Source organism: Bacillus sp. NPDC077411 (assembly GCF_044543425.1).
In the GTDB taxonomy this organism is placed as follows: Bacteria; Bacillota; Bacilli; order Bacillales; family Bacillaceae_G; genus Bacillus_A; species Bacillus_A bruguierae.
This window is the reverse complement of sequence record NZ_JBITWA010000001.1, coordinates 276167-298023: the sequence shown is the minus strand read 5'-3', so window position 1 is coordinate 298023 and position 21857 is coordinate 276167. Positions and strand designations below refer to the sequence as shown.

Here is a 21857-nt window from a genome sequence, read left to right as displayed (position 1 = left end):
CAATATAGATAATGACTTCCTTACAAAACTAATCTGCTTCGTTAGTTTAATAATAAGGTAATTCTTCCAACTTCAAAAAAACCTCCTTTGCACTTAATAGTATATCAAAACTGGGAAACTTTTCCGTATGATTATAAGTTATTTCCATTTCTCGTGCCTTCTGCATTTTCTTAGCAGGATTATTCTTAATGACATCACATTCAATCATATAATTAAGAAAAGCACGAATACGTTGCAACTTAGAGCTTGTAGTGGTTGCGTTGTTCCCCTTCTTTTGATAATGCAAGATATATCGCTTCATAATACTTGTAGTAATATCCTCAACATTGATAACATCATGTTCTAAACAGAAATCCTCAAACTGTTTCAGAATGTCTCGATAGCTTTGTAGCGTTTTCGGTGTAACATTCTTAAATTCTCGATCGTCCAAGAAGTCAAGGACAGCAAATTTTAACAACAAAAAAACCACCCCGCATTTTTTGCGAAGTGGTTTCCGTTTAGTCGTACCGGTTTGGTAATGACCATAACATTTTTAATTGTTAAGAAACGTACTCAAACCCTTGATATAACTAACTGTATGATCCCGACTGGGTTCGAACCAGCGACCTCCACCCTGTCAAGGTGGCGCTCTCCCTGCTGAGCTACGGGATCATGATGAAATAGTGATGTGTAAACATCCCTGTTATTTTATGGTTTCTATTATAAATGAAATGATGTGAACTCTACAAGACTTTTTGTTTATAATATTGCAAAAAATAACCAGGAGGGTGTTGGTTTTCATTTTACATCAACATATACGTTATACATGATAAGGTAGTAAAAAGGTATATTCTAGAAAATGTGATATGATGGAATAAATAGGATATTGATGTATAGGGGGAGCATGGCACAATGTTTAAAAAAGGGATTTTTTTTGCCCGAGGCCTTGTTTTAGTAGGATTAATAGTTGGCGGCGTACAGCTGTTTTATAAAACGGATAAAAAAGAAAGTAAAGCCGAGAATGCTGAACAAATAAAAAAAGAGGATCTATCAAAAAATGTTCCGCAAAAAATAACAGAAATACATAGCGATTTAAACAATATAACAGGTTGGGAGAAATACGAAAAATATGAAGATGTGAACAGCCCATCATGGGAGGAGTCTAAAAGTTCTTTTGAATTAATTTCCGTTACGTTGAAGGAAGCTATTTCGTTATCGAAGGATGGTTTGAAAGAAGATTTAGAACGGGCTGAAAAATTACATAATATAGCAGTGGAAAATCATGATACCCAAGCTTTAAGATATGTTCATCGTATTGTCCACGACCTAGACGTTAAAATAAACGGAATAAAAGTGGAGAATGTTTTTAACAGTACAAAAGTTGGAGCTGGAAATGGTAGTGAAATACCTGTTTATGATGAATATATTAAGCGGCACAGCAAATAAATGCGAAATGGACACATAGTCGTTTCATTCATGGTTAGATGCTCTTGTCCCCTCTTAAAAAGAAAAGGGTGTTTATGTTGATTTTTTCAGTTATATATATCTATTTTAATTTTTCAACATATAAGTCGCTGTTATGCAGAGTACAACATGACCGCCATTTGCTTTCTCCTTTTGTTTTAAACCTTGCATGTGGCAGAAAAGGGCCCCGACCGCTTCTATGCATGGCCAGATGCTCTCGTCCTTCGTTAAAAAGAAAGTGGTTTTTATGTCGTTTTTTTAATTTGTATTTATATAGTATTTTTTAGGGCGGATTAACAGTTCATTTTTTCTATTCTATTAATATATTATATAAAATAATAAATAATATTTTGTATAAATGAAGGGATATGTATGGTAAGAAAAACGTTTAAAATGTATGTACCAAGGTATAGAACGATTTCTATTAATGGAGCAGTTCTTGATGTAGATGTATCTCATGATGAATTTATAGATGAGTTTATACAATGGATTGAATCGAAGGGCTGGTCATTTATAGGGATAACAGATGAGATAACAGAAGGGGAAGCTAGCAATAATTTCATAGATTTCTTAAGAGATGAGGAAGATAAGGAGGAGTAATTCCTCCTATTTTTATACATTGTTAATCTGTCTTTTTTTGTAAAATTATGATATACTGCAAATTGGCAAATAAAAAGGTAGTTTCATATTCCATTTTGATTTTTATAATAAATAACGTATATATATAGAGTAAAGAAAAGGGAGAGTGGCATGTTTAGCTTTAAGAAAATTGCAGCTTTGGTTATTGCAAGCTTGTTATTTTTGCTTGCGCCTGTTAAGTTGTATGCAGAAAGTTTGCAAGACCCGAATGTGTTTGGACAGTTTGCTGTTTCAATCGATGCGAAAACAGGTGATGTTTTGTATGACAAAAATGCGCATCAGCGTGCTTTTCCAGCTAGTATAACAAAAGTGTTAACGAGTATTTTATTGATGGAGCATGTGCAGTCTGGAGAGCGAATTGCTTTTTCTCAAAAGGCTCTTGAACAAGAGAAAAGTAATTATCAAATTGAATTTCAAGCAGGGGAAACGGTAGATCGGGATACTGCCCTTATGATTTTAATGGTGCTAAGTGCAAATGATGTAGCGTATGCGATTGCAGAGCACGTAGCAGGAAGTCCAGAAAATTTTGCGAAGATGATGAATGAGAAGGCAGCGCAGTTAGGTGCAAAGGATAGTCACTTTGTTACGCCAAGTGGTCTGCATGATCCTAATCATTATACAACGCCGTATGATATGGCGATGATTACGAGAGGTGTGATGAAGCACCCGGAAATCATGACGGCAATGAATACGAAGCGAACAACTGTTACAACATCAAGACAAACTGTTTCTATTTTTAATAGAGGACAATATTTTGAAAATCCAAATTGTATTGGCGGGAAAACAGGTTTTACAAATGAAGCTCATAATACACTTGTACAAATAAATGAGAAAGATGGAAATCGTATTATTAATGTCGTAATGTCCTCGCAAAAGCCAGAAATTTATGAAGACATGAGAAAGATTGCTGATTATGCATTTCCGCAATTTGCAAAACAACAAGTGTTAGATAAAAACAACTGGACAAAGGAAATGCTTTACTTGAATAAATCAGTAAATGGTGAATTGGAACGAAGTGTTGACCTTGTATTAAAGCAAGGAGAAGCTAAAAATGTACAAGCTGTTTTTAAAGAAAATCATGTCGATGAGGCGAATTTATATAAAGCAGGTCTTCGCCGCGGTGATGTTATTGGGACTGTAGATATTAAAAAAAATGATCAAACGATAGAAAGTATTAATGTTCTTTCGAAAGAGGATGTTATGTTTGAGAAGCCGAAAGAGAGTAGTGTAACAAAGTCTACTTTTTCGTATAAGCTAATGGCTGGTATTGGTGCAGGTATTCTTATTTTCCTTAGTATTGGGGTATTTCTTTGGAATCGTAAAAAACAGAAGAAGTTGTCTCGATGAAAATAGGTAAATGAATTTTGCCTATTTTTTATTGTGTTTTTTGAATATTCGTTATAATATATTTGTGAGTTCTTTAAATAGAACATCGAATTTGAATATTTTGTGCAGTTTGCTTATATAAAGACGAAATCAACGAAAGGAAGGAGACAGATGAAGTTAGTTTGGAAAGTTATTAGTAATATCATTTCTTTTGTTTTGTTTACGATTATGGTTGTTTTAGCGTTTGTTGTTATTTCATCAAAGGCGAGTGGCGGCGATCCAACAGTGATGGGATACCAGTTCAAGACGGTATTATCAGGATCGATGGAACCTACGTTTTTAACAGGATCTATTATTGCAATTGAACCAACGAAAGATGGTTCAAAATATAAAAAAGGCGATGTTATTACGTTTAAAGAGAAAGATAAGAGGATTGTTACTCACCGCATTATTGATGTGAAAAATATAAATGGAAAAGTGGCCTATGAAACAAAAGGGGACAATAATAATGGTCCTGATTTAAACCCAGTTCTTGCTGAAAATGTAATAGGGAAGTATGCAGATATTACTGTTCCGCATGTTGGTTATTTACTAAACTATGCAAATTCGAAAGCAGGAGCAGCGTTGTTATTAATCATTCCAGGTGTTTTATTGTTAGGTTATTCTGTAGTCACTATTTTTGGAGCATTGCGCAGCATTGATTCTGAAAAGAAAAACAAGTCTTCCGATGCAGGACAATCTGTATAAATGGTTATACTCTTTAATTATTGAGAGTTAACAAATATATATAGTTTAGTAGGAAGTTGGAATGAGATTAAAAAAGTGTTACTTCAAACAGATTATAGTGTAGATGAGAAGGGTATTTCTGCAGGGAAATCTGATAAAGTGAAACTTCCATCAGTGGGGGTCTCACTGCCCGTTAATGCGGGATGAATTTACAATGAAGTTTGGATTTGTTGATAATAACAAGGATCAAAATGAATTCCAAGGCGATAAACTTCAATTGAAGTGGATATTTGCTGCGCAGCAAACTGCTGATGAATAAAGATAAAGTTTAAGAAATTTACAAGGCTATCTTTATTAGATGGTCTTGTTCTTTATATAGAATGTTATAATTCTTTATAAGGAATATAAATTCATCAAATGGTAGGTGTGAATATGAAAAAATCCTCAAAGAAAGTAAGGAATATACTTATATTACCATGCATATGTTCTATGGCTTTTTATATGGGATCTCAAGTAGTGACATATACCGAAGCATCTTTTTTGAATCAACAAAAAGTAGAGGCAACCTTATCAACTGCAATGGTTTTTCCAAAAGCAATTGAAAAGTTAACAGGGGAAGCAAAGCAACATAGAGAAGCTATTTTCAATCATTACAATGTGATAAATCGTGCAGCAAATGGAAATGAAACTGTTGCAGAATTAGAGGGTAAGCTTGTTACATGGAAGCAAAGCCGTGAAGCAATTACGGTGGAAATCACAGCGCTGCAAACTAACTATACGGAGATTGACTCATATTATAACAAAGCGGTAGAAGATGCAAAGAAAAATAAAGAGGGTTCTGCACAAGAAGTATTAAAGTATGTGCAAACTGGTTTTACAGAAATTCAAAGTATTTGCAGTGAAGTTGATAAACAAGCAGTGTTACAAAAGATAGATGAACGCATCGGGGCATTAGAAAAACAAATTAATGAAGAGAAACAGAAACAAGCAAACAATGTCCAGAACATATCACCTGTACAGCCTTCAAAACAAGAAGAGAAAAAGCAGGAGAATCATACGAATGAAGAACAGTTGAAGGAAAATCAACCAATTACAGCGGCGCCAGCACAGCCAGAGGGAAATAAAGAAGACGCAGCTGCGGAAACAAAGCAGTAACACATAAACTTCGGATATGACTAAAAATATGCTCCAAGGTGAAAAAGTGAATTTCAAATGTACATTTCATGCATCACAAGATACAATAAAGAAAGATCATAGTTTTTAAGCAAAAAGATAAGATATTTTTCCTTTTTTATAGCATATTTTTATGAGGGATGCTTATGAAGTGAAAATAAAGAAAAGCATTATATATGTATAAAAAAAGAGAAATTGTAAGAAAAGTAACGGAAAAGACAGGAAAATAAATTAAAACAACTTAAAAGCAGAAAATACAGAACTTTTTGAGATTTTATTTCTATACCACTTGTTCTTTATAATGAACCCAAGGGAGCTTATTAAAGAACATACATAGAGATAATGGGGTAGCAGAAGCGTAACGATTATGTCGATACGAAGAAATTATTTTATTAGTTACACCTCTTATCTACATAAGAGCTAACAATAAAAAGAGAATTGGGGGAATTTAGAATGGGTCTTAAGAAAAAGTTAGGCATGGGAGTAGCATCAGCAGCATTAGGTTTATCTTTAATCGGTGGAGGAACGTTTGCATACTTTAGCGATAAAGAGGTATCCAATAATACATTTGCGGCTGGTACGTTAGATCTTGCACTTAATCCAAAAACAATCGTTGATATTGATAACTTAAAACCAGGCGATTCAGTGAAAAAAGAATTTTTATTACAAAATAAAGGTTCATTAACAATCAAAGATGTAAAGCTAGCAACTAAATATACAGTAACTGATAGCAAAGGCGATAATAATGGTGAAGATTTAGGTAAGCACATTAAAGTGAAGTTTATCTGGAACTGGGATAAACAAAGCGAACCAGTTTATGAAACAACATTAGCTGACCTGCAAAAAGTAGATCCAGATGTAGTTGCAAAAGACGTGTTTGCTCCTGAATGGAGTGAAGAAGGTGGATTAAAAGCTGGTTCAGAGGATTACTTATGGGTGCAATTTGTGTTTGAAGATAATGGACAAGATCAAAATATCTTCCAAGGCGACAAATTGAATTTAGAATGGACTTTCAATGCTTCACAAACTGATGGCGAAGAGAAGTAAGAAATATAACAAAAGCGGAGGGTTTCCTCCGCTTTTTATAATACAAATAAAAAGAGCACTTTCGTAGAAAGCGCTCTCTCTGCATCATTTTTGTTTTTGTTTCCACTTATTAAATTCTAAAAATTCGCGAAATTGGTCTTTTGAAACACCAGAATGCATGGCTTCTTTAACGAGTTTTATCCACTCAGAGTCCAATGTATATTCTTCAGATGGCTCATCATGAAGAAGTACATCAACAGGAACGTGCAGAACGTTAGAAATCTTTTCGAGAAATTGAATCGAAGGATTTTTTTGTAAGTTTCGTTCAATGGAACTAATATATGACTTTGCAACGCCTGCTTTTTCGGCAAGTTCTGTTAAGGAGATGCCTCTTTGTAGACGCAGTCGTTTTATACGTTCTCCAATCATATTAGCGCACCTTTCTTACTGTATACCTAAGATTTAATTTATTATAACACATTTTTCTTTAAAGAAAACATTGTCGGTTAGTTCTGTGCTGATTGATTTCCGTGTTGCAAAAAGTTAGATACTTCTGCACTACTAATATTCATATCTAAAGCTTCCAACAATAAATCAATCCATTCTGAATCAAGTACTTCTTTGTTATCAGTTTGCACAAATGACGCCTCCCTAATAATTGCGGTTATAAAAGCTAGAAAACTAAAAACGCACTAAGACTATTATAATATCTAAAACTATAATTGCATTAAAAAAAGTAAAATTCATATATATTTTTGAAAAATTACCCAACAAGGCTAATATCTTGTATTACACACAAAAATTTTAATAGTTTTGTAAATATTTATCAATATATTCTATTGAAATTAAAATATCATTATATTTATTTATATTTAATAAAGAATTTTTTCAAAAACATTACAAATTAAGACAATATATTGTGAATTTATAGAATTTTTATTATTATCAAAACATTGGTACATATTTGAGTTTGGGGAGGAATAGGGATGAAGAAAAAACCTTTTAAAGTGCTGTCTACGCTTGCGGCGACAGCTGTGCTTAGCTGCACATTTGGGTTTGGAGGCCAATCTGTTTATGCGGCAACACCGTCTAATGTAGTACCTTCAAGTCCAGTCGACGATCATTTAATTCCTGAGGAGCGTTTAGCAGAAGCGTTGAAAAAGCGCGGTGTAATTAGTGATTCTGCGTCGAAAGAAGACACATTAAAAGCAGTTGAAAAATACGTAGAGAAGAAAAAAGGCGAAAATGCTGGAAAAGAACCAGCAGCGGGGGATAATGTTACGCAAGAAGCTTCTAACTTTTTGAAAAAAGTTAAAGATACAAAAGCGGATGCAAAAGAAAAGGCAAATCAGCCTGCTGGTGGTCCGGTAGCTGGACAAGAGCCGGTTAAAGGGGGATTAAACGGCAAAGTACCAACTAGTTCAGCGAAGCAAAAACAATATAATGGTGATGTTCGTAAAGATAAAGTACTTGTATTACTAGTAGAATATGCTGATTTTAAACATAACAATATTGATCAAGAACCTGGTTATATGTATACAAATGATTTTAATCAAGAACATTATCAGAAAATGTTATTTGGTGATGAGCCGTTTACATTATTTGATGGATCAAAAATTGAGACATTTAAGAAGTATTATGAAGAGCAATCCGGTGGTAGTTATACGGTAGATGGAACAGTAACAAAGTGGTTAACAGTTCCAGGTAAAGCTGCGGATTACGGGGATGATGCTGGCAGTGGTCATGACAATAAGAGCCCGTTAGGACCAAGAGACCTTGTAAAAGATGCGTTAAAAGCAGCAGTGGATAGCGGTTTAAACTTAGCTGATTTTGATGTGTTTGATCAATATGATATGGATGGTGATGGCAATAAAAATGAGCCAGATGGACTTGTTGACCATCTAATGGTACTTCACGCTGGTGTTGGACAAGAAGCTGGTGGAGGTAAATTAGGAGATGACGCAATTTGGTCACACCGCTGGACAATTGGACCAAAACCATATCCAGTTGAAGGTACAGAAGCAAAAGTTCCATATTGGGGCGGCAAAATGGCGGCGTTCGATTACACAATTGAGCCAGAAGATGGAGCAGTTGGTGTATTCGCGCATGAGTTTGGTCATGATTTAGGTCTTCCTGATGAGTATGATACACAGTATACTGGTGCAGGTGAACCAGTTCAATCTTGGTCTATTATGAGCGGCGGCAGCTGGGCAGGTAACATTGCAGGTACAACGCCAACAAGTTTCTCTCCGCAAAACAAAGAGTTCTTTCAAAAGAACATTGGTGGAAACTGGGCAAACATTGTAGACGTTGACTACGATAAATTAAATCGCGGTATCGGTTTTGCGACATACTTAGATCAAAGTGTTTCAAAAACAAAACGTCCTGGTCTGATTCGTGTAAACTTACCAGATAAAGATGTAAAAGGCATTCCAGCAGCATTTGGTAAACAGTACTACTATAGTACAAAAGGTGACGATCTTCATACGACATTAGAAACACCGCTATTTGATTTAGCGAATGCAACAAATGCAAAGTTTGATTACAAAACGCTATACGAAATTGAAGCGGATTATGATTTCCTTGAAGTATATGCGGTTGCGGAAGATGGAACAAAAACGTTAGTTGATAAAATTGGTGACGAAAGTGTGAAAGGCAACATGGATACAACTGACGGTAAATGGATAGACAAGTCATATGACTTAAGCCAATTTAAAGGTCAAAAAGTAAAATTAGTATTTGAATATATTACAGATGGTGGTTTAGCGCCGAACGGTTTTACTCTTGATAATGCTACATTAACTGTAGATGGAAATGTTGTGTTCTCTGATGATGCAGAGGGCGATGCAAAATTAAAATTAAATGGCTTCGTTGTATCAAACGGTTTTGATAAGAAGAAGCATAACTACTATTTAGAGTGGAGAAACTATGCTGGTGCTGATGAAGCGTTACAATATGGCCGCGGTCCAGTGTATAATACAGGTCTTGTTGTATGGTATGCAGACTCTAGTTACACAGATAACTGGGTTGGGGTTCATCCTGGAGAGGGATTCTTAGGTGTTGTTGATTCTCATCCAGATGCAATTGTGGGAACATTAAATGGTAAACCAACTGTTGCAAATAGCACACGATACCAAATTGCAGATGCTGCGTTCTCATTTGATCAAACGCCAGCGTGGAAAGTTGTTTCTCCAACACGCGGAACATTTGATTACAAAGGGCTACCAGGTGTAACGAAGTTCGATGATTCTAAATCGTATATGAACAACTTAATCCCAGATGCAGGACGTAAAGTGCCGAAGCTTGGATTAAAATTTGAAGTAGTTGGACAAGCAGACGATAATTCTGCAGGTGCAGTTCGTTTATATCGTTAATAATGGAGAAGCTGTTGAAGGGGATTCCTTTCAACAGCTTTTTTTATAGGAACATAGTAACTACTCAGTCACTCTATGAAAAAACGATAGAAAAGCATTTTTTTAAGTGGTCGAGAGGGGCTGGCTATGTATAGTAGCGGTCAGGGCCTTTTCCTGCCACACGCAAAGTTTGAAAACAAAGAAAGGCAGCGAGGTGTAGGTTCATTTTTATCTTCATGGCAGCAATTATAGGTAAGCGTATTTTCGCTGGAATTATACTCATTACCAAACTTCTAAATGAAATGTATGGCTGAGTAGTTACGGAACATAAATAATAAATTTTTACATATCAGTTCATTTTTTAATAAGAAGAAACAAGAAATGTATTATAATATATGGTGAAGTAAAGGGGGGAAGCTTTATGACGATTGCTTCTATTGTGGAAAGACAAAAATCCTACTTTTATAGTGGGAAAACAAGAGGAATAGATGAAAGAAAGCAACAGTTACGAGCATTATATGAAAGCATTCAGCGCTATGAGTCTGAAATTTTTGCAGCGCTAAAGCTGGATTTAAATAAATCAGAGCATGAATCATATACAACAGAGATTGGATATACATTAAAAGAAATTTCTTTTATGATAAAGAATCTTTCTAAATGGAGTAAACCAAAGCGTGTGAAAACGGCAATGACTCATATTGGATCAAAAGGGAAAATTATTCCGGAGCCGTATGGCGTAACGTTAATAATTGCCCCGTGGAATTATCCATTTCAACTGGCGATTGCTCCGTTAGTTGGAGCTATTGCAGCTGGAAATACGGTTGTTTTAAAACCTTCAGAGTTAACACCAAATGTTTCTAAAGTTCTTGCGAAAATATTAACGGAGTTATTCCCATCTGAGTTTGTCGCTGTGATGGAAGGCGGCGCCGAGGTGAGCACAGCTTTGCTGAAGGAGCCGTTTGATTATATTTTCTTTACTGGTAGTGTCGGAGTTGGAAAAATTGTTATGGAGGCAGCTGCAAAACAATTAACACCTCTTACACTTGAGCTTGGCGGCAAAAGTCCGTGTATTGTGCATAAAGATGCAAAGCTTGATGTTACAGCGCGGCGAATTGTATGGGGGAAATTTTTAAATGCGGGGCAAACGTGCGTTGCACCTGATTATGTATACGTTCACTCTTCTATTAAAGATCAATTCATAGAAGAAATGAGAAAAGCTGTGCATGAACAATATGGAGAGAAGCCATTGCAAAATGAAAAGTATGTTCGCATTGTGAGCAGGCGTCATTTTGAAAGATTGTGTTCATTTTTAGAGGACGGCCAGGCTGTAATAGGTGGGAATTATGATCAAGATAAACTATTAATTGAACCTACAGTACTGACAGATGTGACATGGAACGATGCTGTTATGGAAGATGAGATTTTTGGTCCCATTTTACCATTATTAGAGTATGATCATATAGAAGATGTCATAACAACTGTTCAGCGTCATCCGAAACCACTTGCACTATATGTTTTTTCTGAAGAACGAGATTTGCAAAAGCAAGTGACACAATCTATTTCCTATGGAGGCGGTTGTATTAATGATGTTGTATATCATCTAGCAACGCCGTATTTACCATTTGGTGGTGTTGGTCAAAGTGGATTGGGCAGCTATCACGGAGAGCAGAGTTTTCAAGCATTTTCACATTATAAAAGCATTTTGTCTCAATCGACAACGTTTGATATGAAAATTCGCTATTCTTCTACAAAAAGTGCTTTAAAATTCATTCGAAAATTGTTAAAATGATGATGGTGTTTATCAATTGGTTCGTCCGTATGATAAAAACCCCTTCAACACGAAGGGGTTTTTCTATTCAAGGTGTGTATCGTGTAAAATTGAAGCAGACATATTACATAAAGTGAAGCTTCTATCAGTGGCGTGCATTCACCACTAATCACGCTTGTATTACGTGATTAAACATTTAAATTGAAGCAAAGTTATTGCATATAGAATACTTGGGTTATTTATGAATATTAAAAATATGAGGTAGATAGGAAGAGAAGATGAAAAATATTATTAAGGTCGAAGCAGTAGAAAAACATTTTGGAAATCAAGTTATTATTCCGCCTCTTTCTTTAGACATTAAAGAGGGCGAATTTTTAACAATTCTTGGTCCGAGTGGTTGTGGGAAAACGACATTACTTCGTATGATTGCTGGTTTTGAGAAACCGACAAAAGGGGTAATTTCCCTTGATGAAGAAACGATTAATGATTTACCGCCTTATAAACGTCATATGAATTTAGTATTTCAGCATTATGCACTGTTTCCGCATATGACTGTTGAGAAAAATATTCGCTTTGGATTGAAGATGCAAAAGGTTTCTGAAGCGGAGCAGCAAGAACGTGCTGAGGAAGCGATACGTTTAACACAATTAACAGAATTCCGTAATCGGAAACCAGCTAAACTTTCTGGCGGACAACAGCAGCGCGTGGCAATTGCACGTGCAATTGTGAATAATCCTCGTGTGTTGCTATTAGATGAGCCGTTAGGAGCACTAGATTTTAAGCTTCGAAAAGATTTACAGCGTGAATTGAAAAACTTACAACGAAATCTTGGGATTACGTTCATTTATGTGACGCATGATCAAGAAGAAGCGATGAGTATGAGTGATCGCATTGTAGTTATGAACAAAGGTCACATTGAACAAATTGGAACACCAAAAGAAATCTATCACAAGCCAGAAACGTTGTTTGTTGCGACGTTTATTGGAGAAAATAATATTATTCAAACAGGAGAAAACTATGTAGCAGTACGCCCAGAAAACGTGAAAGTACGTTCCGTGGAAGAATCATCTACTGAAGGGTATCAATTTGGCCATATTGAAGATATCGAATTTGTTGGAAATATGGAGAAGTTATATATTCGGGATGAGAAAACAGGCGAGTTGTTGATGGCGTATCAAAGCGCAGAAGAAGCGAAGCAGTGGAACATTGGTGACAATGTGTATGTAGGTTGGGAAAAAGAGGATGAGGTGACCTTAAATTGAAAAAAGGGAAATTACTTGCATTACCTACAGTTGCCTGGTTGCTGATCTTCTTCTTAGTACCTCTCTTGTTTGTGTTAGCTTTTGCATTTTTACAGCGCGGGACGTACGGAACAGTTGAGATGAGCTTTACGTTAGAGAATATTAAACGTGTATTTGATTCGCTCTATATGGAGACGTTATGGGAAACAGTAAAAATTGCTGTTATTACAACAGTACTTTGTTTATTGATTGGGTATCCGTTCGCCTATACGGTGACGATTGTTGATCGTAAATGGCGTTCTCTTTTACTGCTTCTTGCTACAATCCCGTTTTGGATTAACTTTTTAGTCCGTTCGTATGCTTGGATTGTTATTTTACGTTCACAAGGGCTTGTCAATACGCTATTGCTGAAATTAGGTATTATTAGCCAACCTTTAAACTTACTATACAATACACCATCTGTTATTCTAGGGATGGTATATTCACTTTTACCATTTATGATTTTGCCTGTATATGCAGCGATTGAACAACTTGATAAGAGAAAATTAGAAGCGGCATATGATTTAGGAGCAACACCGCTCAAAGCATTTTGGCATGTAACAGTTCCAATGACGATGTCAGGAATCGCGACAGGATCGATTTTAGTATTTGTGTCATCTATTGGGATGTTCGTTGTATCAGACGTTATGGGTGGTTCGAAAGTTGCATTAATCGGAAATGTAATTCAAAATCAGTTTTTAGGTGCACGTGATTGGCCGTTTGGGTCAGCGTTATCGATGATTGTTGTGTTATTCTCCGTTCTGTTAATTTACTTATATTATCGGGCTACGAAAGTATATAACTATGGAAACGGAGGGGAATAAACGAAGATGAAAAAGTTTTTAGTCACTTATTCTTGGCTAATTTTATTGTTTCTTTATTTACCAATGATGGTACTTATGCTATTTTCGTTTAATGACTCACGTATTAATGCGGAGTGGAAAGGCTTTACACTTCATTGGTATACAGATTTATTTCAAAAACAGGATGTAATTGATGCACTTATAAACAGTTTGACGATTGCAGTTGTCACGACAATTGTCTCTACACTGTTAGGTGTGTTAATCGCAATTGCTTTACATCGTTATAAATATCGTTTTGAAGGTGCAATTAACGGACTTGTTTATTTACCAATTCTCATTCCAGATATTTTAATGGGATTATCGCTTTTAATTTTGTTTAGTCAACTTGGGATTGAACTTGGACAAATGACAATTATTATTGCCCACATTACATTTAGTATTTCATTTGTCGTTGTCGTTTTATCAGCAAGACTTTCGGGTATGGGGCGCGACTTAGAAGAAGCAGCAAATGATTTAGGAGCAACACCGTGGCAAACGTTTCGTTATGTAACGCTACCAGGACTTGCACCGGGAATTATTTCAGCGGCATTATTGACATTCACATTATCGATTGATGATTTTGTGATTAGTTTCTTCGTATCAGGTCCAGGCTCAACAACATTGCCACTGTATATTTACAGTATGGTAAAACGTGGTATATCACCTGAAATTAACGCATTGTCGACAATTTTAATTGTTGTAATTGTCGGATTAATGCTTGCTTCTGAAATGTTCCGTAGCAAAGGTACAGATGGAGAGGGAAATTCAGGCGGCCATCTTCCATTGTAATAAAGTGAAACTTTAATCAGTGGGAGTATTACTGCCCACGAATAGCGGGATAAATAACCGAGTAAAAGCTGAAGGATTAAGTTCAAACTAGGAGGGAATGCAAATGAAATGGATGAAAGTAGTCGCAAGTACTGCACTTACTTTCGGAATTGCTGCTGGTGTGTTAGCTGGATGTGGCGAAAAGAAAGAAGAATTAAATATTTACAGCTGGGCTGATAACTTTGATGAGCAAGTTATTAAAGACTTTGAAAAGAAATATGACGTGAAAGTAAATTATGATAAATATGCAAGTAATGAAGAAATGCTTGCGAAATTACAAGCAGGCGGTGCAAAGTATGATTTAGTTCAACCGTCTGACTATATGGTAAAAACAATGACAAAAATGGATTTGTTAGAGCCATTAGATAAAAAGAACATTCCGAATGTAGAGAATCTCGTTTCAAACTTTAAGACACCTCCATTTGATCCGGAAAATAAGTATTCAATTGTGTATACATGGGGTGTAACGGGCATTGCTTATAATAAAAAACATGTGAAAGAAGCGCCAACAAGTTGGGCTGATTTATGGAATGAAAAGTATAAAGGACACGTAGCATTATTAAATGATTCTCGTGAAGTACTTGGCATGGGGCTTAAGAAACATGGTTTTTCAAATAGCTCAACAAATGATGCGGAGTTAAAAACAGCTTTTACAGATCTTCAAAAATTATTACCAAATTTATTAGCGTTTGATACAGATAATATTAAACAACAATTTATTACTGAAGAAGCATGGATCGGTACAGTATGGTCCGGAGATGCGGCGTTCATTGCAAAAGAGAATAAAGATGTTGGATATGTCGTTCCAAAAGAAGGCGGCACAATTTGGGCGGATACATTAGCAATTCCCAAAGGTGCAAAACATAAAGAGCTTGCAGAGAAATTTATTAATTACTTAATGGATCCTAAAGTCAGCGTGAAAAACTATGAATCCATTGGATATAGTAATCCAAATGAAAAGGCTCGTCCTCTTCACAGCAAAGATTATCAAGAAAATCATATGATTTTCTTATCAAAAGAAGAGCTAGATCGTACAGAATGGCTTGTCGATGTGGATGGAAAAATAAAAGATTATGATCGTTACTGGACAGAACTGAAGACAGGAAAAGAAAAGTAATAAAAAGCGCGATTTCTTAGCGGAAATCGCGTTTTTTTTATAGTAGGAGGAACTGTAGTTTGAAAAAGAAATTACATATGTATGAGATTGTATGCACCGTACTTTTGCTTTGTGCATTTAGTATCATTACGTGGAAAATACGTTCAGGCGGAATAACGACAGTTGATGAGTATGTGAAAGGAATGGTAACAGGGCTTCAAACAGAATCATCACTTACGTTTTTTCGTTATGTTACAAAGCTTGGTTCTGGAATTGGGATTGTAATTGTGTTAGCGGTAAGTCTGTTCTTTTTTTTGAAGAAACGTTATTATGTAGCGATGGTCATATATCCTCTTTCTATTCTTAGTACACATCTTATGAATAAAGGAATTAAAGCGATTGTGAAAAGAGATCGGCCGACTATTAACGAGGCGTTAGATGCCCTCGGATATAGTTTTCCAAGTGGACATGCGATGTTATCGATTGTTACGTATGGATTTCTTGCCTATATCATTGCAGCAAACGTAAAAAGTGTAGCAGCAAAATGTTTTGTAACGATAGTAGCCATTGTATTTATTGTCTTAATTGGATTAAGCAGGATTATTTTATCTGTGCATTATCCAACTGATGTTTTAGCAGGTTATTGTATGAGCGGTATATTACTTATTATCGCTATTTATTTACACCGTTTCTATTCAGCGCGTTTTCAAGCGAATGAAGAGCGTTAAGAAAAGCGATCCTTTTTTCATAAACGAGAGAGTGGATATGATACACTAAGAGAAAGAATATGAGAAGAGGAGTAGGTGAGACTCTGTGAAAACAACTGTACATAAAGTAGATATGTGGGGGAAAATTGGCGCTTTGTTATATCGATTTCGATATACAACAATTGCGCTATTAATATTGCTAGCTGCGCTACTTGGGATATTTGCACCGAAGCTTCCTGGTGTATTAGGTGGAGATGGATTTCAAACACAAGGTGATTATCAAACGACAAAAAAGATACTCGATAAAGATTTTAAACAGTCACAAGATGCATTGTTACTCGTCTTTCAAAAAGAGAAAGGTGTATCTCAGCAAAAATTTATCGAGAGAATTGATGAGGTTGTAAAAAAAATTCAAAGAGAAGAAGCTTATGAATCTTTTCATGAGCCGATAGAAAATAAAACAATGTTGAAGGAAGACATTGCTTATGCAACAATTTTATTTTCCGGGAAAACAAGCAAAGAGCGGAAGGAAAAAACATTAGCATTTGCAAAGGATATTCAAAAAGAAAGTAACGGGGAGGTAAAAGTATCTCCAACTGGATATCCAGTTATTAATGATGAAATCAATACGAGAACACAAAATGACTTGAAAGTAGCAGAAATGATTGGGCTGCCAATTGCGTTTTTGGTGTTATTACTTTCTTTTGGCAGCTTCTTTGCATCAGTTTTGCCTATTTTAAACGGGGCACTAAGTGTTATTAGTACGATGGGAATTTTATATTTTGTCGGAGAACAAAAGGAACTTTCTATTTTTGTATTGAACGTGGCGCCAATGATTGGGCTTGCTTTATCCATTGATTTTGCTCTTTTATTTGTGAATCGTTTCCGAGAAGAGCTGGCATATCGTTCTGTTAAAGAAGCGATTATGGTTACTTATCAAACGGCGGGACGCGCTATTATTTTTTCAGGTTTATGTGTATTTGTTGGTTTGTCCGGTTTGTTCTTTTTCCAAATTGATTATATTCAAGCTGTCGCCATTAGCGGGATGATTGTCGTAATCATGAGTATTTTATTTTCATTAACGATGCTTCCGGCGCTGTTAGCTTTAATGGGGAAACGTATATTAGGAAAGAACCAAAATGTTCAGCGTACAGCACCAATGTGGCGTAAATTTGCACAGTTTGTAATGAAATATCCCATTGTAATGACGATTGCAGTATTTACATTTATTATTATTTGTTTATTGCCGCTTCGCGGTGCAGATTTACAGTTCCCTGGTGTAGAAGCATTACCTGAGAAAAGTGAGGCACGCACTGCCTTTGAACATTATGAAGATGCATTTAATAAAACGGTAAAAACCCATGCAGATGTGACGCTTGTTATTGAAACGAAAGGAAATGTCACAGAAAAAGAGAATTTACAAACATTGCAAAAGGTTGTGCAGAAACTAAAGGATGATAAAGATGTATATGAAGTGAAAAGTTTATATGAACAACTTGGAAATATGACTGCAGAACAGTTAACAGCAACGTTGCAATCACCAAATCGTGCACAAATAGAACCGGCATTAGAGGCGTATGTGAAAGGGAATAAGACAACGATTGGAATTGTTTTAGATACAAAACCAAGAACAGAAAAAGCAAAGCAATGGGTCCGAGAGTTTAAAACAAACTATAAAACGGAAGATATAACATATTATCTAGGTGGAATGACAACCTTCCAGCAAGAATTAGAAGATGAAATTAAAGATAAAGTTGTTGTGGGTATGTCTGTTATTTTTGCGTCAACGTTTCTGATTTTATTACTAGCGTTTCGTTCGCTCCTTATTCCAATTAAAGCAATTGTGATGAATGTGCTTAGTTTAAGTGCAACGATTGGAATTGTCATTTGGCTTTTTGAAGGTGGGCATTTTGGATTAGAACAAAGTTCGGTATTATTTGTGTTGCCAATTTTTATTTTTGGGTTAGTATTTGGATTAAGTATGGACTATGAAGTATTTCTTATTTCACGTATTCATGAATTATACGGAGAGACGAGAGATAACGATTATGCAACGTTAGAAGGATTAGTGTCAACAAGCAGGATTATTACGTCAGCTGCGTTAATTATGATCGTTGTTACAGGTGCATTTGCTTTTACTGATATTTTGCCTGTGAAACAGATGGGACTTGGTGTTGCGCTAGCTATATTCCTTGATGCAACCATTATTCGATTAATCCTTGTACCAAGTTTAATGAAAATGTTTGGCGAGTGGAACTGGTGGCTTCCATTTACCAAAAGGAAACAGAAAAAAATGCATGAATAAGTATCTCTCATCTTATAGGTGAGAGATACTTGTATGAATAGCTTTACCCCATTTTAGCGAATAGTATGAGATAAGGAGATTACATATAAGAGTGGGGGAAGGCAATGTTTCGTTATTTTAAATTTAAATTGAATGATAATGTACAATTTGCAGAAAATGATGGGCATATGTATCGCATTGTCGGCTATCGGTTAGAAAAAGGTTTTTATTCAAAGGAGACACATATTATTTATGAATTGCTGCGCGAGTTTGATGGATATACACTCGATGCAGAAGAAAGTGAACTTGTGAAAGTCATTCAAGTAGACGAGGAATATTATAAAATTCGTGATATGGGAGAATACCGTTATCCTGTTAAACTAAAAACATCGCTGAAAAAAAATAATCATAAAGCGATAGACCAATTATTAGATGCTTACAATGACTACAAGCGGTTAGCTGAATTTTTTCAAGATTTATCATATGAAAGAAAAGCTGAAGAAATGTTGCAGGAAATGAAAAGGCTTCGTGCATAAAGCGATAATTGGAGACAGTTCGATTGCGAACTGTCTCTAATTATGCATGAGAAGCGATTTTTCGTTACAATAAGAAAATGAATAGAAATAAGGTGATGATATGAAAGTAAAGAAAATGGGAGAATGGTGTGAAATTACGGTTCCTTCAGAATGGGATGGACGAACAATAGATTCTATTTTGAAAGAAGAATGGCAAGTTCCGAAAAAATTATTACATAAATATCGTATGGAAAAAAGTATTCTTGTTAATGGAGAAGGAAAACGGTGGAGTGAACAACTGCAAAAAGAAGATAAATTGCAAGTTCATATGTTTATACAAGAAGAGTACGATGTAGAACCGGAGTTTTATGATATAGAAGTTATTTATGAAGACGATCATGTATTAATTGCTAATAAACCAATTCAAGTAGACACACATCCTGCAAATAAAGGCGGGACAGGCACATTAGCAAACTATGTAGCATTTCATTTGCAAATGCAAGGAATTGAAACAAAGGTGCGTCATATTCACCGATTAGATAAGGACACAACAGGTGGAGTCGTCTTTGCAAAGCACGCTTTAGCCGGTGTGATTATGGATCGGTTATTAACGGAACGCAAAATTAAGAGGACATATATGGCACTTGTTGAAGGGAAAGTACAAAAGAAGCGAGGTACAATAGATGCTCCAATTGGACGAGATCGCCATCATGCATCAAGGCGTCGAGTTTCTCCAAAAGGTGACCGTGCCATAACACATTACGAGGTCATGCAATATTCGAAAGAGAATAACATAACACTTGTTAAAGTTCAATTAGAAACGGGAAGAACGCATCAAATACGCGTTCATATGAGTTATCTCGGTCATCCGCTGATTGGCGATGTATTATATGGCGGTAAGACAAGGCTGCTTTCTCGTCAGGCATTGCATGCTGCTCATATTACAATGTTACATCCAATAACAAAACAGCAAATTGAAGCAGATATCCCTCTTCCTCATGATTTTTCTCGTATTTTACATTCTTGTATGAATAAAAAATAAATAGAGCCCCCTAAGAAGGCTCTATTTATTTTTTTATTTGCGGACTCTTTCAACTCCAAATGCAATAGAAAGTAAAGAAATTAGTTTAGGAGAGTCCGATTGGTTTAACTAGTTTAACTATATAAATCGCTGCGATGCCAAGCAAAACATGACCTGCATTCGCTTTTTCCCTTTGTTTTAAAACCCTGCATGTGGCCAAACAAGATCCTGACCGCTTCTATGCACGGCCAGATGCTCTTATCCATCTAAAAAAAGGGTTTTATGCCAGTTTTTCAATATGTATTTATAAAATAATCAATGGGGAGAACCCCATTGATTAAAGTCTTACTTTGAAATAAATTCTTGTGTCCAGTAGTTTCCGCTTTCTACGTAACCAACACCGATATGTGTGTATCCGCTATTTAAAATATTTGCACGGTGACCTGCACTATTCATCCAAGCTTGTACAACTTCTTCAGGAGTACGTTGTCCTTGTGCAATATTTTCACCAGCAGATTTATATGAAATGCCAAACTGTTTCATCATATCAAACGGAGAACCGTATGTTGGGCTAGTGTGATCGAAGTAATGATTTTTTTGCATATCTTCTGATTTAACACGTGCCACTTTGCTTAACTGGGCGTCTACTTTTAATGCTGGTAAACCTTGTTTTGTACGTTCAGCATTTGTTAAATCAACAACTTTTTGTTCAAATGCGCTTAATGAACCCTTTGATTCTTCGGCAGGCTTATCAGCAGGCTTATCAGCTGGCTTAGTTGGTTGGTTGTTATCAACAGGCTTATCAGCTGGCTTAGTCGCTTGGTTGTTATCAGCAGGTTTATTAGCTGGCTTAGTTGGTTGGTTGTTATCAACAGGCTTATCAGCTGGCTTAGTTGGTCGGTTGTTATCAACAGGCTTATCAGCTGGCTTAGTTGGTTGATTGTTATTATCAACCGGTTTCTCTTCGGGCTTAGCTGCTGAGTTGTTATCAGCCGGTTTTTCTTCTGGTTTCGTTGTTTCATTGTTATTAACTGGGTTTGTAATTACAATATTCCCCCAAGGAGTTGTAATTGTTGTGTAAGTCGGTTGCCCAGGAATTACACAGTTGCCTGGTTGGAAAGCACCCGCATTCCATTTTGCATATGAATTTAAAAGAGATGTTAAGAAAGATTGAAAGTCTTGTTGATTCATATATTGCATAAATAATGGAGAATATGAAATATTTTGAACTTTAGGTGTTGATGGTTGGATTGTTTCTGCTTTCGCACCATTTGTTCCTAGGCCAAATGTAAGAGCAGTTGCTGCCGCTACAGATAGTAAAACACGTTTTTTCATTGTTAAATTGTCCCCCTACTTATGTATAAAGTTATGAAACTGTTATTACATAGAATTTATTTTTGTCGGCCTGATTGACTGACACGTTCATCGTAGCATAGATTTTTGTCGAAAAAAAGTTGGAAAAAAATTCATAGGCTACGAGATTTCCTTTTTTATCCTAACTGCTCAAAGAGAACAAAATAACGAAATATTAGATGTCATAAGGGGTAGTTAATATTTAAATAGAGAAAGAGTAACAATAATAATTGGTTATATTTTCTACCTTGAAAGAAGGGGAATGGGATAACACTAACGTTTATAGAAGAAAATAGAGGAATATTATGGATTGTTTTTAACACAATTGTAATCTTTTTGTCGTTCTTTTTTATTATACAGTAACATATTTTTAATGTTGTAGACTATAAAAAAGACGGGCGTATCTTTAATAGAGAAAGGTACGCTCGTTTTTCAATTTACATTTATATATTATATAGTAAGAACTATGATTTCACA

The 21857-nt window shown here is 35.7% G+C and carries 20 protein-coding genes, 1 tRNA gene and 1 pseudogene; 17 read left to right on the top strand and 5 right to left on the bottom strand.

Features of this window, described 5'->3' with window-relative positions:
* Positions 1–46: 46 nt before the first annotated feature.
* Positions 47–457, bottom strand: coding sequence for a tyrosine-type recombinase/integrase (locus ACIGHG_RS01540; RefSeq protein ID WP_396546827.1), 411 nt, complete (start codon positions 455–457; stop codon positions 47–49).
* Between the two features lie 121 nt (positions 458–578).
* Positions 579–651: transfer RNA gene (locus tag ACIGHG_RS01535), tRNA-Val, on the bottom strand.
* A 240-nt stretch (positions 652–891) separates the two neighbouring features.
* Between ACIGHG_RS01535 and ACIGHG_RS01530 the strand changes: the two genes are divergently transcribed.
* The 7 genes and pseudogenes from ACIGHG_RS01530 to calY all read left to right on the top strand — a co-directional run bounded on the left by ACIGHG_RS01530 (position 892) and on the right by calY (position 6354).
* Positions 892–1425 (top strand): hypothetical protein, encoded by a 534-nt coding sequence (locus ACIGHG_RS01530; protein ID WP_396546825.1) that lies wholly within the window; start codon positions 892–894, stop codon positions 1423–1425.
* Between the two features lie 390 nt (positions 1426–1815).
* Positions 1816–2043, top strand: a complete 228-nt coding sequence (locus tag ACIGHG_RS01525; RefSeq protein WP_396546823.1) for a hypothetical protein — start codon at positions 1816–1818, stop codon at positions 2041–2043.
* Positions 2044–2193: 150 nt separating this feature from the next.
* Complete coding sequence (locus ACIGHG_RS01520; RefSeq protein ID WP_396546821.1) at positions 2194–3429, top strand: D-alanyl-D-alanine carboxypeptidase family protein; 1236 nt, start codon at positions 2194–2196, stop codon at positions 3427–3429.
* 150 nt (positions 3430–3579) lie between these two features.
* Positions 3580–4155, top strand: a complete 576-nt coding sequence (gene sipW, locus ACIGHG_RS01515; RefSeq protein WP_090915200.1) for a signal peptidase I SipW — start codon at positions 3580–3582, stop codon at positions 4153–4155.
* Positions 4156–4257: 102 nt separating this feature from the next.
* Positions 4258–4453, top strand: a pseudogene (locus ACIGHG_RS01510) (TasA family protein); the annotation flags it as partial.
* 170 nt (positions 4454–4623) lie between these two features.
* Positions 4624–5289 carry a DUF4047 domain-containing protein gene (locus ACIGHG_RS01505; protein ID WP_396546818.1) on the top strand — a complete coding sequence of 222 codons (666 nt, stop codon included), beginning with the start codon at positions 4624–4626 and terminating at the stop codon, positions 5287–5289.
* A gap of 471 nt (positions 5290–5760) precedes the next feature.
* Entirely contained in the window at positions 5761–6354 is a 594-nt protein-coding gene (gene calY, locus ACIGHG_RS01500) for a biofilm matrix protein CalY (RefSeq protein ID WP_336471481.1), read from the top strand.
* A gap of 84 nt (positions 6355–6438) precedes the next feature.
* Here the strand turns inward: calY and ACIGHG_RS01495 are convergent, their stop codons facing one another.
* A complete protein-coding gene (locus ACIGHG_RS01495) occupies positions 6439–6762 on the bottom strand; it encodes a helix-turn-helix domain-containing protein (RefSeq protein WP_396546816.1) in 324 nt (107 codons plus the stop codon).
* Between the two features lie 77 nt (positions 6763–6839).
* Positions 6840–6971, bottom strand: a complete 132-nt coding sequence (locus tag ACIGHG_RS01490) for an anti-repressor SinI family protein (protein WP_139207651.1) — start codon at positions 6969–6971, stop codon at positions 6840–6842.
* A gap of 348 nt (positions 6972–7319) precedes the next feature.
* On the opposite strand from ACIGHG_RS01490, the gene ACIGHG_RS01485 reads away from it, so the two are divergent.
* From ACIGHG_RS01485 to ACIGHG_RS01440, 10 genes are all read left to right on the top strand, one after another.
* Entirely contained in the window at positions 7320–9707 is a 2388-nt protein-coding gene (locus ACIGHG_RS01485) for an immune inhibitor A domain-containing protein (protein ID WP_336471483.1), read from the top strand.
* A 370-nt stretch (positions 9708–10077) separates the two neighbouring features.
* Positions 10078–11475 (top strand): aldehyde dehydrogenase, encoded by a 1398-nt coding sequence (locus ACIGHG_RS01480; protein ID WP_396547181.1) that lies wholly within the window; start codon positions 10078–10080, stop codon positions 11473–11475.
* Positions 11476–11732: 257 nt separating this feature from the next.
* A complete protein-coding gene (locus ACIGHG_RS01475) occupies positions 11733–12716 on the top strand; it encodes an ABC transporter ATP-binding protein (RefSeq protein WP_090915218.1) in 984 nt (327 codons plus the stop codon).
* Complete coding sequence (locus tag ACIGHG_RS01470; RefSeq protein WP_396546813.1) at positions 12713–13558, top strand: ABC transporter permease; 846 nt, start codon at positions 12713–12715, stop codon at positions 13556–13558. The genes ACIGHG_RS01475 and ACIGHG_RS01470 overlap by 4 nt, the downstream gene beginning before the upstream one ends.
* A gap of 6 nt (positions 13559–13564) precedes the next feature.
* On the top strand, positions 13565–14365 hold the full coding sequence (locus ACIGHG_RS01465; RefSeq protein ID WP_396546811.1) for an ABC transporter permease: 801 nt from the start codon (positions 13565–13567) through the stop codon (positions 14363–14365).
* Positions 14366–14468: 103 nt separating this feature from the next.
* On the top strand, positions 14469–15521 hold the full coding sequence (locus ACIGHG_RS01460) for a polyamine ABC transporter substrate-binding protein (protein WP_396546809.1): 1053 nt from the start codon (positions 14469–14471) through the stop codon (positions 15519–15521).
* A gap of 59 nt (positions 15522–15580) precedes the next feature.
* Entirely contained in the window at positions 15581–16228 is a 648-nt protein-coding gene (locus ACIGHG_RS01455) for a phosphatase PAP2 family protein (protein WP_396546807.1), read from the top strand.
* Positions 16229–16313: 85 nt separating this feature from the next.
* Positions 16314–18512: an MMPL family transporter gene (locus ACIGHG_RS01450; RefSeq protein WP_396546806.1), complete on the top strand. Its 2199-nt coding sequence runs from the start codon at positions 16314–16316 to the stop codon at positions 18510–18512.
* A 104-nt stretch (positions 18513–18616) separates the two neighbouring features.
* Entirely contained in the window at positions 18617–19027 is a 411-nt protein-coding gene (locus tag ACIGHG_RS01445) for a histidinol dehydrogenase (protein WP_396546804.1), read from the top strand.
* Positions 19028–19127: 100 nt separating this feature from the next.
* Positions 19128–20048, top strand: a complete 921-nt coding sequence (locus ACIGHG_RS01440) for an RluA family pseudouridine synthase (protein WP_396546802.1) — start codon at positions 19128–19130, stop codon at positions 20046–20048.
* A 324-nt stretch (positions 20049–20372) separates the two neighbouring features.
* On the opposite strand, the gene ACIGHG_RS01435 is transcribed toward ACIGHG_RS01440, so the two are convergent.
* The gene (locus ACIGHG_RS01435) at positions 20373–21227 is read right to left on the bottom strand and encodes a CAP domain-containing protein (protein WP_396547179.1); all 855 of its coding nucleotides are present in this window, start codon (positions 21225–21227) and stop codon (positions 20373–20375) included.
* Between the last annotated feature and the right edge of the window lie 630 nt (positions 21228–21857).